The sequence below is a fragment of the Mesorhizobium sophorae genome, assembly GCF_002270415.1.
GTDB lineage: Bacteria > Pseudomonadota > Alphaproteobacteria > Rhizobiales > Rhizobiaceae > Mesorhizobium > Mesorhizobium sophorae.
On record NZ_NNRI01000007.1, the window covers coordinates 1,081,428 to 1,094,974 of the forward strand.

Below are 13,547 nucleotides of genomic sequence, written 5' to 3' on the forward strand. Positions count from 1 at the left end.
TCGCGCCAACGAATCGAGGCCGGAAACCAGCCCCGGCATCTCAGCCCAAAAACGCCCTCTCGAAAGCCTGCTTGCCCGGCGGTGAGAAGATCACCGCACGGCTGTCCTTCTCGCGGCGCGCCCATTTTTCGGCGAGGATCTTGTCGAGGATAGCGGCACCCAGCGTGCCGGCGAGGTGCGAACGGCGCACGCTCCAGTCGAGACAGGCGCGGCAGACCGGCCGGCGCGGCTTGGCATCGACATCGATGCCGATGGCGGCGAAATGCGGTGCCGCCGACGGCCCAAGCCTGATCTCCTTGTCGTCGCGCAGCAGGATTTCCTTCTCGACAAGACGATCGAGCATCGCCACCGCCTGCTCGCCGGCGAGGTGGTCGTAACAGACGCGTGCCACGCGCATGGCGCCGTCACGCGGGCCCGGCCGCACGCGCTTTGGGCCAACGGCTTCGGCGACACCGGTGATGGCCTCGATCATGCCCGCCACCTGCGGTCCAGCGAGGCCGTAATAGCGGTGCCTTCCCTGGCTCGCCAATGTCAGCAGCCCGCCCTCCATCAACTTGGACAAATGCGAGCTCGCCGTCGGCAGCGACACGCCGGCCTCGAGCGCCAGTTCGCTCGCGGTCAAAGCCGTGCCGCCCATCAGGGCGTTGAGCATGTTTGCCCGCGCCGGATCGCCAACAAGGCTGGCGATGCGGGCGATGTCGGGTCCTTCACGCATAGTTCGTTCCTCATCGAAGCATTCTTGTCAGGTAAGCATTATTCTCCGGCCAGATCAAGGAGACGACGATGACAACCGCTTCCACCTCCGCACCGCTCGCCAGCCGCCGATCGTTCCCGTTCGTCACCTGGTTCCGTTTGCGGCTGCTGGCTCGCTGGCATGACCGCCATGTGCAGCGCCTCGACCTTGCCGAGATCGACGATCATCTGCTGCGCGACCTCGGCCTGACACCGGAAGACGTGCGCCGTGAATGCGCGAAATCCTTCTGGCAGGCATGACCCGCAAGGGAATTGCCTAGCACATCGACCCTGGGGATGCTTCGACCCCGCTCGAAATGTCGCCGCAAGAAGACATCAACCCGCCAAGGAGACCACTATGACCATCACCTGCTTCATCCGCTATGAGATCGACCCGTTCGGCAAGGCGGCCTTCGAGGAGTATGCCCGCAACTGGGGCCAGGTCATTCCGCGCTGCGGCGCCGACCTGATCGGCTATTTCGCGCCGCATGAGGGCTCGGCCACGACGGCCTACGCCGCCTACAACATCGACAGCCTGGCGGCCTACGAGGCCTACCGCGCCCGGCTTGCCGCCGACCCTGCCGGCAAGGCAAACTATGAGTTCGCCCGCCGTGAAAAGTTCATCCAGAGGGAGGATCGCATGTTCCTGAAACTGGCTTCCGGCCCACACGCAAAACTGGTGCTGCCGTGATCGCCGTCATCTTCGAGGTCGAACCAGCGGCGGGCAGGCGCGATGCCTATCTCCGCATCGCTGCCGACCTGCGCCCTCTGCTCGACGGCATCGACGGGTTTGTCTCGATCGAGCGCTTCCAGAGTCTCTCCGACCCGAACCGCATCCTATCCTTATCGTTCTGGCGCGACGAGGAGGCGGTCAAGGCCTGGCGCAACACCGAGGAGCACCGGCAGGCACAGAAGGCCGGCCGTGGCGGTATCTTTGCCGGCTACCGTCTGCGCATCGCCCATATCGTGCGTGACTACGGGCTGACGGAAAGGGCAGAGGCGCCGGCGGATAGCCGCGCAGTGAATGGATGAGGGGTAGCGGGTAGGTGTCGGCGTTGCCCTCATCCGCCTGCCGGCACCTTCTCCCCGTAAGGGACGGGGAAAAGGGAAGCGCTCCAACGCTGGCGACCCCCTCTCCCCGTTCTTCACGGAAAGAGGGTAAGGGTGAGGGGCGGCGCCGACCCTGTCGTCAAATTAAGCATTCCCGATCAGCACGCCGGCCGCGAACACCAGCGCGCCGCCTAGCACCACCTGGAAGGCGGCACGCAGGAAGGGCGTCTGCATGTAGCGGTTCTGGACGAAGGCGATCGCCCACAATTCGAAGAACACCACCACCGCGGCGACCGCCGTCGCCGTCCAGAATTGCGGGATGAGATAGGGCAGCGCGTGGCCGAGCCCGCCGAGCGTCGTCATGATGCCGACAGTGAGGCCGCGCTTGATCGGCGAGCCGCGGCCCGACAGCTTGCCATCGTCGGATGCGACCTCGGTGAAGCCCATCGAAATGCCGGCGCCGATCGAGGCGGCGAGGCCGACAAGGAGCGTCTGCCAGGTATCATGCGTGGCGAAAGCCGCGGCGAAGATCGGCGCCAGCGTCGACACCGACCCGTCCATCAGCCCGGCCAGCCCCGGCTGCACATAGGTGAGGATGAACTGGCGCTGTTCGGCAACGGCCTCTTCGTCCTTGACTTCGCCCGGCACGTGCTTCTGTTCCAGACGCTGCGCCAGCGTTTCGTGGCCCTGCTCGGCCACCGCCAAATCGTCGAGCAGTTTCCGGGTGGAAGCATCGGTGGTGCGCTTGGCCGCCTCGACGTAGAACAGATAGGCGCGCCGCTCCATCGCCTCGGCCTGGCTGCGCACATGCTCGATGCCGAGCGGTCTCACCAGCCAGTCAGGCTTGCGCTCGAAGTAGCCTTTTACATGTTCGCGCCGGATCAGCGGAATGCGATCGCCGAAACGCTGGCGGAAAAGCTCGATCAACGAGTCGCGATGGCCATCCTCTTCCTCGGCCATCTCCTCGAACACCTTTGCCGATTGCGGGAAGCTTTCCGCCAGTCCGTCGGCGTAGGCCCGGTAGATGCGCCCGTCATCTTCTTCGGACGAAATGGCCAGTGCCAGGATCTCCTGTTCGGAGAGCGATTCGAAGGGACGGCGGCCGAAACCGAAAACACGGGAAAGCATGAGGAATTCACCCTAGTTTAGAATGGTTCTAAACTAGGGTTTGATGTGTCCCAGGTCAATGCGCGCCCGGGTCGCGGTCAACAATTGTTGAAGCCCGCGCGCGCGCCGCACCCCTTCATTATCAGCGAATGTTCACCTATATTTGGCTAAGCCAAGGAAAGGATCCCGCAGATGACGGCAAACCAGCCCCCGCAACACTATGACCCCAAGCCCGTTCTCGATCTCATCGCCAGCATCGAGGCCGATCTGCAGCGCCTTAAAGGCCTGGTCGAGCAGCAGGTCGAGAAATTCGACCCCGCCAACCCGCACAACAAGGCCCCGGACGGCAAGTTGACCGAAGAGGGCGTCGAGTGCTGCTACCGCATGTTCGACGAAGGCAAGTCGCGCTATTCGGTCGCCCAGCAGATGAAAATCTCCTTCGCCGCCGCCACCCACCGCTTCAACAGCTGGCGCAAGCTTGGGGGCACCAGGCGGCAACGGGCGTTGTTGGGATAAGTGGCGGTTGGCCGCACGGCACAAACGCCGGCAAGACTCCCCAACCTTGTAACCGTCACATTTTTTCGTTGGTGTCGCGCGGCCGTTTCCGTGCACCATGGTCGGACCATCTTTTCGCAGGATCCGCCATGACCACCCCTCCCGGCATAGAAGACATCCACCGCGCCGCAGCCCGGCTTGCCGGCCTGATCGTAGAAACGCCGTTGATCGAATCGCAGGAGCTGAACCGGCGCTTCGGCGCCCGCATCCTGTTCAAGCCGGAGACGCTGCAGCGCACCGGCTCGTTCAAGTTCCGCGGCGCCTACAACAAGCTCTCTTCACTCAGTGAAGAGGAGCGCAGCCGTGGCGTCGTCGCCTTCTCGTCGGGCAACCACGCGCAGGGCGTCGCGGCATCGGCGGCGATGTTCGGCGTCAAGGCGGTCATCGCCATGCCGGCCGACGCGCCGGTGATGAAAGTCGGCAATGTCCGGAAGATGGGGGCCGAGGTGGTGCCGTTCGACCGCTTTCGCGACGACCGCATGACCGTGGTGCGCCCTTACGTCGAGAAAGGCATGGTGCTGGTGCCGCCTTTCGACGACCCCGCCATCATCGCCGGCCAGGGCACGATCGGCCTCGAATTGATGCGCCAGGCGAAAGCGCTTAGCGTCAGTCTCGACGCGGTGGTCATTCCTTGCGGCGGCGGTGGCCTGTCGAGCGGCATTTCCATCGCCGTCAAAGACGCCTCGCCCAGCACTTCGGTCTGGGCGGTGGAGCCCGAGCATTTCGACGACACCCGCCGTTCGCTGGCCGCCGGCGCCAGGGTTTCGAACGAGCCGGGCCACAATTCGATCTGCGATGCGATCCTGACCGCCGAGCCCGGCGTGATCACCTTCGAGATCAACCGCAGGAACCTCGCCGGGGCCATCGCCGTCTCCGACAAGGCGACGGCACAGGCGATGCGCGATGCCATGGCCTATCTCAAGCTGGTGGTCGAACCCGGCGGCTGCGTCGCGCTGGCGGCACTGTCATCGGGCGAGATCGAGCTATCCGGCAAATGCGTTGCAGTGGTGCTGTCCGGCGGCAATGTCGATTTCGGGACTTATGCGGAGATCATGGCGGCGGCGTAGGCGAAGAAACTTAGCACGCAGGGCGACAGCCGCAGCGATCCTTCCCACCCCCCCTCTGCCCTGCCGGGCATCTCCCCCGCAAGGGGGGAGATTGGCCGTTATCTCTGCTTTCGCCAATCGCCGCCATCGCAGGAGCAAGCGCAGCGCTGAAACTGCCTATCTCCGCCCTTGCGGGGGAGATGGCCGGCAGGCCAGAGGGGGTGCTGTCCCGCCGACCTCAAAAGTCTCCGGGCAGTAGCGGCCTGACCCTAATCCAGCGTCCGCCTGAACCGGACCAGCGCGACGCCGGCAAACAACGCCACGAACACCACCAGCCAGCCGATCTCCGTCGCCACGGCCGGCAGTTCTGCACCCTTCAGCATCACCGCACGGATGATGCGCAGAAAGTGCGTCAGCGGCAGGATCTCGCCGAACGCCTGCGCCCAAGTCGGCATGCCGCGATAGGGGAACATGAAGCCGGACAGCATGATCGACGGCAGGAAGAAGAAGAAGGTGAGCTGCAGCGCCTGCATCTGCGTGCGGGCGATTGTCGAGATCGTGTAGCCGAGCAGCACCAGCGCCAGCACGAAGATCAGCACGGCGGTCAAGAGCAGCGACATCGACCCTGTGAAGGGGATGGCGAACAAGAGCTTGGCCGCCGCCAGCACCACCACCACCTGCACGCCGCCGACTGCCAGATAGGGCAGCACCTTGCCCATCATGATCTCGAGGGGGCTGGACGGCATCGCCAGCAGGTTTTCCATGGTGCCGCGCTCGGTCTCGCGGGTCAGCGCGATCGAGGTCATCATCACCATCGTCATCTGCAGGATGACGCCGAGCAGACCGGGCACGATGTTGTATTGCGAAATGCCTTCCGGGTTGTAGCGCCGGTGCACCACCACTTCGAGCTGGCCAAGGGCTGCCTCGGCGGCCGCCTCCTGCATGCCGCGCGCCCTGAGCAGCGCCTGGCTGGCGACGGTGCCCAGCGTCGAGATGGCGCCGCTAGCGACAGCCGGGTCGGTGGCGTCGGCCTCGATCAGGATCTGCGGGCTGTCGCCGCGCTCGACCCGCCGGGCAAAATCGGCGGGGATGGTGACGACGAAGGCGACATCGCCGCGCGACATCAGGAACTCCGCGTCGGCCGCACTTTGCGAGACATGATCGAAACGGTAGTAGCCTGTCGTCTGCAGCGCCGAGACCATGGCGCGCGTGTAGGGGTCGCTGCTCGTCGCAACCAGCGCGGCCGGCAGGCTCTTCGGGTCGTTGTTGATGGCATAGCCGAACAACACGAGCTGCATCAGTGGCACGCCGAGCATCATGGCGAAGGTGATGCGGTCGCGCCGCATCTGGATGAACTCCTTGATCAGCAGCGCGCCAAGGCGGGCGAAGGAAAAGACACTGTTCATGCCATGTTGTCCTTCGAGCCGGACATGAACTGGATAAAGACGTCCTCGAGGCTGGTTTCGCCCGGCGCCACCTTCACGCCCTTGTGCTCTTTCTCGACATCGACGAGCGCGGCTTCCAGCTTCTTCCGGTCGGAACCGACGACATGCAGCGTGGCACCGAACGGGGCCACCTGGTCGACGCCGGGCCGGCCCTGAAGCGCTTCCGCCACCTGGTCGAGCCGCGGACCCTGCAGGACGAAAGTGGTCAGCCCGGCATTTTTCACCACCTCGGCGACGGTGCCCGTGGCCAGCATCTTCCCGTAGGAAATGTAGCTGATGCGATGGCAGCGCTCGGCCTCGTCCATATAGTGGGTGGAGACCAGCACGGTCAGCCCGCCGCTGGCGAGGCGATGGATCTCGTCCCAGAACTCGCGTCGCGCCTTTGGATCGACGCCGGCCGTCGGCTCGTCGAGCAACAGCAGCTTCGGCTTGTGCATGATACAGGCGGCCAGCGCCAGCCGCTGCTTCCAGCCGCCCGACAAGGTGCCGGCCAACTGGTTGCGGCGCGTCGTCAGGCCGAGCTCCTCCAGCGTACGCGCCACATGCTCCTCGACCGGCTTCAACCGGTAAAGCCGCGCGACGAATTCGAGATTCTCGCCAATCGTCAGATCCTCGTAGAACGAGAATTTCTGCGTCATGTAGCCGACTTCGCGCTTGATGCGCAGGCTGTCGGTGCGGATGTCGAAGCCGAGCACCGTGCCTTCGCCCTCGTCGGGCGTCAGCAGGCCGCACATGATGCGGATGGTGGTGGTCTTGCCCGAACCGTTGGGGCCAAGAAAGCCGACGATCTCGCCTTCGGCGACTGTCATCGTCACATGGTCGACGACGGTCTTGTCGCCAAACCGCTTGACCAGGCCATGGACGTCGATGGCGTTCATTTTCCGCCATCCGCGAGATCGACATCGACGATCTGGCCCGGCTGCAGCGGGCCGGCGTCGCCCTCCGATCGCGCCTCGACCAGATAGACCAGCTTCTGCCGGTTCTCCAAGGAATAGATCACCGGCGGGGTGAATTCGGGATCCGGCGAGACGTAGCTGACCCGCGCCTTCACGTCCGGGCCGCAGCCGTCGCAATGGACGCCGAGCAAGGTGCCGACCTTGACCGAGGAGAAGGCGGCTTCCGGGATGTAGACGCTGAGTTTTACGGCGCCGTCGGGCAGGATCGAAATGACCGGTGAGGTCGGGCCGGCGGTGTCGCCCGGATTGCGGATGACATCGTTGACGCGGCCCGGCGATGGCGACGCCAGCACCCGCTTCGACAGCCGCCACCGCGCCTGCTCCAGGGTCGCCTGCGCCTGCTTGACCTGGTTGTCGGCGGCCTTGATCGTCTCGGGGCGCGCCGGCAGGCCGCCGACAGCGAGATTGGCATTGGCCTGGCCGACCTGCGCGTTGGCTGTCTCCAGTGTCGCCGAAGCGGTGTCGAAATCGGCCTGCGTGCCGGCGCCGCGCTTGAACAGATCGGCGGCGCGGTCGTATTTGCGCTTGGCGTCGGCGGCCTGCGCGCTGGCCATGTCGACCTCGGCCCTGAGCACCGCGATCTCTTCCGGGCGCTTGCCGATCTGCAGGTCGGCGAATTGCGCCTGGGCCTGGGCCAGGCCGGCCTCGGCCTGCGCGACCGCGATCTTGGCATCGGCGCTTTCCAGCGTCACCACGGTCGTGCCGGGTGTGACACGGTCGCCGCGCTTGACGGTGACGGTCTCGACCTGCGCCACCTCGATCGGCGCCAGCAGCACATAATCGCCCTCGACATAGCCGACGGCCAGCGGCGCTGCCGGCGCGCAGGCGCTGAAAAGCTGCGCGGCGAGTGGCAGCGAACAGAGAAAGCTCATGGTCTTTGCCCCTTCATCTCTGGCCCTTGCGGGCAGCCAATATGGCCTTGAGATTGCCCGATGTGACCGCCACGACCTTGGCTGCCTCGGCGGCGCCAATGTCGTTCCAGCCCATGCGGCGCATCACCGCCTCGCGGCCGATGCGGAAATAGATGACCTGGCCGATCAGCGTGAACACGGTGAGCCTCGTGGCCTCGCTTTCGGCCGGCTCTCCCGTCGCCTGCTCCCAGAGCTGGCACAGCCGGCGGTGCGTCGGCTCGAACACGCCGTCATAGATGCGGTCGAGCGCTGCCGTCGGATGCGAAAGCTCGCGCAGCACGAACTGCACGATCTCGCCGGCCTGCGGGCTGGCAACGACAAAGCCGACCATCCGCTCCAGCGCCGCGAAGAGCAGCGCTTGCGCCGCCTCCGGATTGGCCGGTCCTGCCGCTGCCGCCGGCACATTGCCGAGCACCGGGCCGGCAACCGTCTGGATGGTCTCGACGATGAAGTCGGCGGCTGCGGCGCGAAGGCCCTCCTTGCCGCCGAAATGATAGGCGATCGAGCCGATATTGGCCTCTGCCTCGGCAGCGATCTGGCGCGTCGAGGTGCCGTCGAAACCCTGCCGTCCGAACAGTTTCAGCGCCGCCTGGACGAGGGCCGCGCGCGTCATCTCGGCGGGTGACGTCTCGCGACGGGGACTTCCGGTGTCGGGTAACTTGATCATGAGGTGCACTTTAATCAATCGATTGATTAAAGTCAATGAATGACTCAAACTTGCGTACGCAACCATCTTGCCACGGCCGGCTGTTAACGCTTTAGTGCGCGGCCATGGGCAAGGAAGTCGAACGCAAATTCCTGGTCTCCGGCACAGCATGGCGGGATCTGGTCGAGGCGGATATCCGCATTCGCCAGTTCTATCTTGCCGCGACCCCCGGTCGAACCCTGCGCATCCGTATCAGCGACGACGCTTCCGCCAAGCTGACGCTCAAATTCGGCAGCAGGGCGCGCGTGCGCGACGAATTCGAATATCCGATCCCGCTGGCGGACGCCCTGGAGATGCTGGCCTTCGCGCTCGGACGTGTCATAGAGAAGACACGCCACCATGTTAGGCATCGCGGCCATCTCTATGAGGTGGATGTCTTTGGCGGCCCGCTTGCGGGACTTGTGGTCGCCGAACTTGAGACGCCGGAGGACGTGCCTGACGAAATGCTGCCTGACTGGCTCGGCCGAGAGGTCACTGGCGAGTCTGAATTTTACAACGCGTCGCTCGCCCTCGGGGGGATTCCGGAGATCGCCGCATGAGTTTTCGCATCGATCCGCGCCTGCCGCTGACCGGCGAGGTCAGGCGTATCCTTGCCGAGGAAATCGGCAAGGCAATGGCCCATCTTGACGCCGCGCGCAGCCGGCCGGAACAGGGGCTGCACAAATGCCGCAAGCGGCTGAAGAGCGCGCGCGCCTTGCTGAGGCTTGTTCGTTCCGGTGACGGAACATTCTGCGAGACCGAGAACCAATGCTACCGCAACGTGGCGGGTCTGCTTGCCGGGCCGCGCGAGGCGACGGCGCTGATCGAGACCGTCGACCGGCTGGCGGCAAGCTTTCCCAAGGAGAGCGCCGACGACGGGCTGGCTGCGGTGCGCGACAGGCTGATTGCCCGGCAGCATGAATTGCACGAAGGCGCCGGGCTCGACGCGGCGATCGCTGCTGCGACCGCCGCTTGCGAGGAAGGCCTGCACCGGATCGAAACCCTCGCTCTGCCCGATCAGCCGGAACAGGCCGCCGATGTGCTTGCCGAAGGCGCCCGCGCCACCTTGCGCCGGGCCAGGAAAGCGCTCGACAAGGCCGGATCGCGCGGCGCGGCCAATGATTTCCACGATCTGCGCAAGGCGGCCAAGACGCACGGCATGCATCTGTCGCTGCTCGGCAGGCTGTGGCCGACGCCGATCAAGGCCAGGCGCAAGGCGGTCGACGCACTGGGTGAGCGGCTGGGCGACCTGCATGATCTGTTCGTCATGCGCGACCTGCTCGAGGCCGATGACCGTCCGCTCGGACCGCCCGAAGACACCAGGCTCCTGGGCAAGCTTCTGAAGCGGTCGGAAAAGCAGCTAAAGAAGTCCTGCCTGGCTGAGGCGGCTGAGCTGTTCGGCGACAGTCCCAAACGCTCGACACGCAAGCTGGCACGCAAGGCGCGCGGAGATCTGGCCGAGGCAGCCCAGGACGATCTGATCGCAACCGCCGGCTGACGGAGCTGTCCTCTCCCTTCTCCCCTTGTGGAGGGGGAGCTGACGTCGGCGCAACCACCCTCCCGCTGGCACCCAGCGCCTGCCCGTGCTAATCGGCATTTGGCATGACCGAGCTCAGAGACACGCTTCTGGATCGACTTGGCCGCCGGCTCGCCGGCGCGCTGCAGGAAGAGTCTTCCGGCTACGAACCTTATACCCCGTCCGATGCCGAGACGCTGCGCCGTGCGCTGGAGCCCGGCGACATCCTGTTGATCGAGGGCAATCAGAAGATCTCGGCGGTGATCAAGTACCTGACCCAGTCGACCTGGTCGCATGCGGCCCTTTATGTCGGCGATGCGTTGCCCGAGCCGCAAGACGGAACGGAGCGGCCGCGGCTGATCGAGGTCTCGATGGGCGAAGGCTGCGTTGCCGTGCCGCTGTCGCGCTATCGCACCTACAACACCCGCATCTGCCGGGCAAGCGGCCTGGCGCCGGAGGACCGCGACAGGGTCGTCGCCTTCATGATCGGTAAGCTCGGCCTGAAATACGATCTCAAGAACATTCTCGACATGCTGCGCTATTTCCTGCCGGCGCCGCCGGTGCCGGTGCGCTGGCGCCGACGCATGCTGGCATTCGGCTCCGGCGACCCGACACGGGCCATCTGTTCCTCGCTGATCGCCGAGGCCTACGGCCAGATCCGCTATCCGATCCTGCCCGAAATCACCCGCGCGCCCGGCCGCGCGTCGGCGCAGTCCAACTATTCACGCAGGGAAATCCTGCATATCCGCCACCACTCGCTCTACACGCCGCGCGATTTCGACCTGTCGCCCTATTTCCGCATCGTCAAGCCGACGCTGGAATACGGGTTCGACTACCGGGCGGTGACGTGGGACGACAAGGCAAGCTCAGACGCCGCAGCCGCAAAGGCTGGGGCAATCGCCTCAGACACGTGATGGACATGCCCCCTATGGCGCGGCCTACCGCCTTCCAGCCGGGGTGCAGGCGTTTCACATGGCGGCCTACATCACGCCGAAACCGCACCCTGGTTTTCGGCTCTATGTTCGATCCAGACATGGACCGGTTCGTCCCGGCCCCGGATGCTCACCGGTCCATGATCGCGCGCATTCAACTGTGTCGTGGGCGATTCCGCCTTCGCGGCGTCAATCAGTCGTGACCCAAAGCAAATATTCGCCTGGAGCTCACGGCATAGTGACTGCAAACGGCTGGCAACGTTGACGGTGTCGCCAACCACCGCGAAGGACAGATTGCGCTCGCTGCCGACCGCGCCGATGACAACTGCGCCATATTGTGCACCGATCCGAACGTCCAGCGGCGGGTATCCCCTGGACACCCGCTGTACATTCCAGTCTTCGAGAGCGGCGACCATCGCTTCAGCGCACTGGATGGCCCGAGTCGCGTCGTCATGGCTGGCTTGCGGAACCCCGAATGTCGCCATGATGCAATCGCCGATATAGTTATCGACGGTGCCATGGTGGTCGAAAACGACCTGTTCCATGCGACGGTGGAACTGACGCAGAAGTTCGAACACTGCTTCGGCCGGATGATCCTCGGAATAGTGTGTGAAGCCGACGATGTCGGCGAACAGCACCGCGATATCCTGCCGGCGGACCGGGCCGAAGGGCTCGTCATCGGTGGCGAGCTGGTCGACGACATTGGGCGAAAAATGCCGGGCGAGATTGGCGCGGGCGCGCTCTGCCTTCACATAGTCTTCCGACAGATGTCGGGAACGAAAGACGACCAGCGCCATGATCGCGCCGATAATCAGCACAACCAACACGTTGGTCGCCTGCGCAAATGTATCGACGAAATTGGGGTTGAGATAAAGGTTCAGTCGCTCTGTCATCGGCAGCGAATAGAGGTTCGTCGCCGGAATGACGGTTCCCGGATGATAAATCACCCATTCCACCCCGATCGCCCATGTCAAGGCCGCGAGCGCGCCAAGATAGAGCGCCAATCGTGTCGAAAGGGTCAGCGCGCCAAGGCATACGAAAATCAGCAGGAATTTGAAGCTGCCCTCGCGCAGTTGCATCGCGGCCGGCGCGACCTCCAGGGAAAACGGGTTGGGCGTTACCAGCAGAACGGTCAACAGAATGATGTCCAGCGTACCGACGAGGTAACCGATCCACCATCGCGCCGTCGTGCGACGGCGCGCAAAGAGAAACTGGATCAGGCCGATGAGCTGGAACAGCACGAGGCCCGTCAGCACGAAGAGCAGCGAAGCATCCCAGCGGCTGATCAATGAAAAGAAGCAGGCGATCACAGCGAGCGATGCCGTACGCGCCCAGAACTGCAATGCAGCACCCTGGCGTTCTGCGCGCGCCCGCAAATTTTTCAGGCGCGAATAGCGGCGAAGTTCAAGTGTTGGCGCGGTCGGCATAGGATCACTTCGATTTCACGGGGGACATGCCACGCATTCGGCAAACCCGCCCTCTACAGTCTGACAAATCAGTGCGCGAACTCTATCATGAATGTGATTTCATTCTGAAACGCGGCTGCAGAGAGCAAAAATATCCGGAAAAAAGATCATGGTGAAAACCGAAGCAGGACAGGCGGAAGCTCCCTGTTCAGGTCACCAAAAAACCGCAGCGCCCGGCGCTATTCTCTGCATGGATGCGTTCGGCCGGCGCTGGGCGGCATGGCGGAACGCTTGGCTGCAGAGGGCTATACCGTGTTGGTGCCGGATCTGTTCTATCCCAACGCGCCCTATCCTGCTCGGGATGATTGGCCGTGTCAGGCCGGTAACGGGCGGCGTCCCTTTGTAGGGGCGGCGGGCCGATCGAACGCTCCGGCATCGCGCGGATGCGGCCCAATCGGCATGATCGCCGGAAACGGCGTCGCGCCAAACGCGAACGTCCATTTGTAGCCGACCAGCTCCTCCTCCGGCGTGGTGTGCTGGTCGTGATGGGCAAGCAATTTGGCGCGATTGGCCAGATCCTCCGCCTCGCGTCGTACCATCTCCGCCGTTTCCGGCCGCATCCGCCTGCTGAAACTGACGAAGGTCGCTTCCCGCTCGATATGGGTGATGGCCCAGCCGATGAAATTCTTGTTGGTCATCTCGAAAAGCGGCCTCAGCGGCCCTTCGAAATTCCATTGGATCGGCGTCTCGACCAGCAATCTTGCCGTGAGACCCCGGCCGAGTGCGATCAGGCCGAGCTCCTCGAGATCGCGCAGATAGAGGAACATCGAGGCCTCGCTCAGGCCTTGCGAGCGCATGATGCCTTCGGGGGTGAATTTTTCCGACAGCATGACGAAGATGAACAGCAGCGCCGGCCGGCCGGCGAGCTTGCGCTCGATGTCCGGCGCGATGTGGTTGACCGGTCCCGGCCCGCGGTTCATCGAGCCGAGCACGTTTTCCAGTTCGACCCCGGCTGCCGTGCAGATCTCCATCAGCCGGTCGAGCTTGCAGTTGCGCTCGTGGAAGATGCGCTTCACCGTCGGCTCGGAAACGCCCATGCGTTCGGCAAGCTGGCGATAGGTGACGCCTTTGGCCTTCAGCGTCCGCTTCAGTGCCTCGAAGATCAAACCGTTCATCGGATGCACCTCTTGCCGGCCGTTTCGTATC

At 64.3% G+C, this 13,547-nt stretch carries 16 protein-coding genes; 8 read left to right on the forward strand and 8 right to left on the reverse strand.

Annotated features, from left to right (window positions below; all coding sequences use genetic code 11):
* Window positions 1-40: 40 nt before the first annotated feature.
* Window positions 41-715 carry an ArsR/SmtB family transcription factor gene (locus tag CGZ66_RS09610; protein WP_095083807.1) on the reverse strand — a complete coding sequence of 225 codons (675 nt, stop codon included), beginning with the start codon at window positions 713-715 and terminating at the stop codon, window positions 41-43.
* 68 nt (window positions 716-783) lie between these two features.
* Here CGZ66_RS09610 and CGZ66_RS09615 point away from each other — a divergent pair, with 68 nt between their 5' ends.
* The 3 genes from CGZ66_RS09615 to CGZ66_RS09625 all read left to right on the forward strand — a co-directional run bounded on the left by CGZ66_RS09615 (window position 784) and on the right by CGZ66_RS09625 (window position 1,764).
* A complete protein-coding gene (locus CGZ66_RS09615; protein ID WP_095083811.1) occupies window positions 784-993 on the forward strand; it encodes a DUF1127 domain-containing protein in 210 nt (69 codons plus the stop codon).
* A gap of 97 nt (window positions 994-1,090) precedes the next feature.
* The gene (locus tag CGZ66_RS09620) at window positions 1,091-1,423 is read left to right on the forward strand and encodes an NIPSNAP family protein (RefSeq protein WP_095083814.1); all 333 of its coding nucleotides are present in this window, start codon (window positions 1,091-1,093) and stop codon (window positions 1,421-1,423) included.
* A complete protein-coding gene (locus CGZ66_RS09625; RefSeq protein WP_095083818.1) occupies window positions 1,420-1,764 on the forward strand; it encodes an antibiotic biosynthesis monooxygenase family protein in 345 nt (114 codons plus the stop codon). The genes CGZ66_RS09620 and CGZ66_RS09625 overlap by 4 nt, the downstream gene beginning before the upstream one ends.
* Before the next feature lie 162 nt (window positions 1,765-1,926).
* Here the strand turns inward: CGZ66_RS09625 and mbfA are convergent, their stop codons facing one another.
* Window positions 1,927-2,910, reverse strand: a complete 984-nt coding sequence (gene mbfA, locus CGZ66_RS09630) for an iron exporter MbfA (RefSeq protein WP_095083821.1) — start codon at window positions 2,908-2,910, stop codon at window positions 1,927-1,929.
* A gap of 171 nt (window positions 2,911-3,081) precedes the next feature.
* Between mbfA and CGZ66_RS09635 the strand changes: the two genes are divergently transcribed.
* Window positions 3,082-3,405: a hypothetical protein gene (locus tag CGZ66_RS09635; protein ID WP_095083822.1), complete on the forward strand. Its 324-nt coding sequence runs from the start codon at window positions 3,082-3,084 to the stop codon at window positions 3,403-3,405.
* A 128-nt stretch (window positions 3,406-3,533) separates the two neighbouring features.
* Complete coding sequence (locus CGZ66_RS09640) at window positions 3,534-4,511, forward strand: threonine/serine dehydratase family protein (protein WP_095084363.1); 978 nt, start codon at window positions 3,534-3,536, stop codon at window positions 4,509-4,511.
* Window positions 4,512-4,759: 248 nt separating this feature from the next.
* Here CGZ66_RS09640 and CGZ66_RS09650 read toward each other — a convergent pair whose 3' ends face one another.
* From CGZ66_RS09650 to CGZ66_RS09665, 4 genes are read right to left on the reverse strand one after another with little or no spacing between them, the layout of a single operon-like run.
* The gene (locus tag CGZ66_RS09650) at window positions 4,760-5,896 is read right to left on the reverse strand and encodes an ABC transporter permease (RefSeq protein WP_095083823.1); all 1,137 of its coding nucleotides are present in this window, start codon (window positions 5,894-5,896) and stop codon (window positions 4,760-4,762) included.
* On the reverse strand, window positions 5,893-6,813 hold the full coding sequence (locus CGZ66_RS09655) for an ABC transporter ATP-binding protein (RefSeq protein ID WP_095083824.1): 921 nt from the start codon (window positions 6,811-6,813) through the stop codon (window positions 5,893-5,895). The genes CGZ66_RS09650 and CGZ66_RS09655 overlap by 4 nt, the downstream gene beginning before the upstream one ends.
* Entirely contained in the window at window positions 6,810-7,763 is a 954-nt protein-coding gene (locus tag CGZ66_RS09660; RefSeq protein WP_095083825.1) for an HlyD family secretion protein, read from the reverse strand. The genes CGZ66_RS09655 and CGZ66_RS09660 overlap by 4 nt, the downstream gene beginning before the upstream one ends.
* A 13-nt stretch (window positions 7,764-7,776) precedes the next feature.
* Window positions 7,777-8,469 carry a CerR family C-terminal domain-containing protein gene (locus CGZ66_RS09665; RefSeq protein ID WP_095083826.1) on the reverse strand — a complete coding sequence of 231 codons (693 nt, stop codon included), beginning with the start codon at window positions 8,467-8,469 and terminating at the stop codon, window positions 7,777-7,779.
* 104 nt (window positions 8,470-8,573) lie between these two features.
* On the opposite strand from CGZ66_RS09665, the gene CGZ66_RS09670 reads away from it, so the two are divergent.
* From CGZ66_RS09670 to CGZ66_RS09680, 3 genes are all read left to right on the forward strand, one after another.
* Window positions 8,574-9,047: a CYTH domain-containing protein gene (locus CGZ66_RS09670; protein WP_095083827.1), complete on the forward strand. Its 474-nt coding sequence runs from the start codon at window positions 8,574-8,576 to the stop codon at window positions 9,045-9,047.
* The gene (locus CGZ66_RS09675) at window positions 9,044-9,985 is read left to right on the forward strand and encodes a CHAD domain-containing protein (RefSeq protein ID WP_095083828.1); all 942 of its coding nucleotides are present in this window, start codon (window positions 9,044-9,046) and stop codon (window positions 9,983-9,985) included. Before CGZ66_RS09670 ends, CGZ66_RS09675 begins: the two co-directional genes overlap by 4 nt.
* A 104-nt stretch (window positions 9,986-10,089) precedes the next feature.
* Complete coding sequence (locus CGZ66_RS09680; protein WP_095083829.1) at window positions 10,090-10,917, forward strand: C40 family peptidase; 828 nt, start codon at window positions 10,090-10,092, stop codon at window positions 10,915-10,917.
* 71 nt (window positions 10,918-10,988) lie between these two features.
* Here the strand turns inward: CGZ66_RS09680 and CGZ66_RS09685 are convergent, their stop codons facing one another.
* Together CGZ66_RS09685 and CGZ66_RS09695 are read right to left on the reverse strand one after the other, a co-directional pair.
* Complete coding sequence (locus tag CGZ66_RS09685; protein WP_095083830.1) at window positions 10,989-12,362, reverse strand: adenylate/guanylate cyclase domain-containing protein; 1,374 nt, start codon at window positions 12,360-12,362, stop codon at window positions 10,989-10,991.
* A gap of 353 nt (window positions 12,363-12,715) precedes the next feature.
* Entirely contained in the window at window positions 12,716-13,516 is an 801-nt protein-coding gene (locus CGZ66_RS09695; protein ID WP_095083831.1) for a helix-turn-helix domain-containing protein, read from the reverse strand.
* Between the last annotated feature and the right edge of the window lie 31 nt (window positions 13,517-13,547).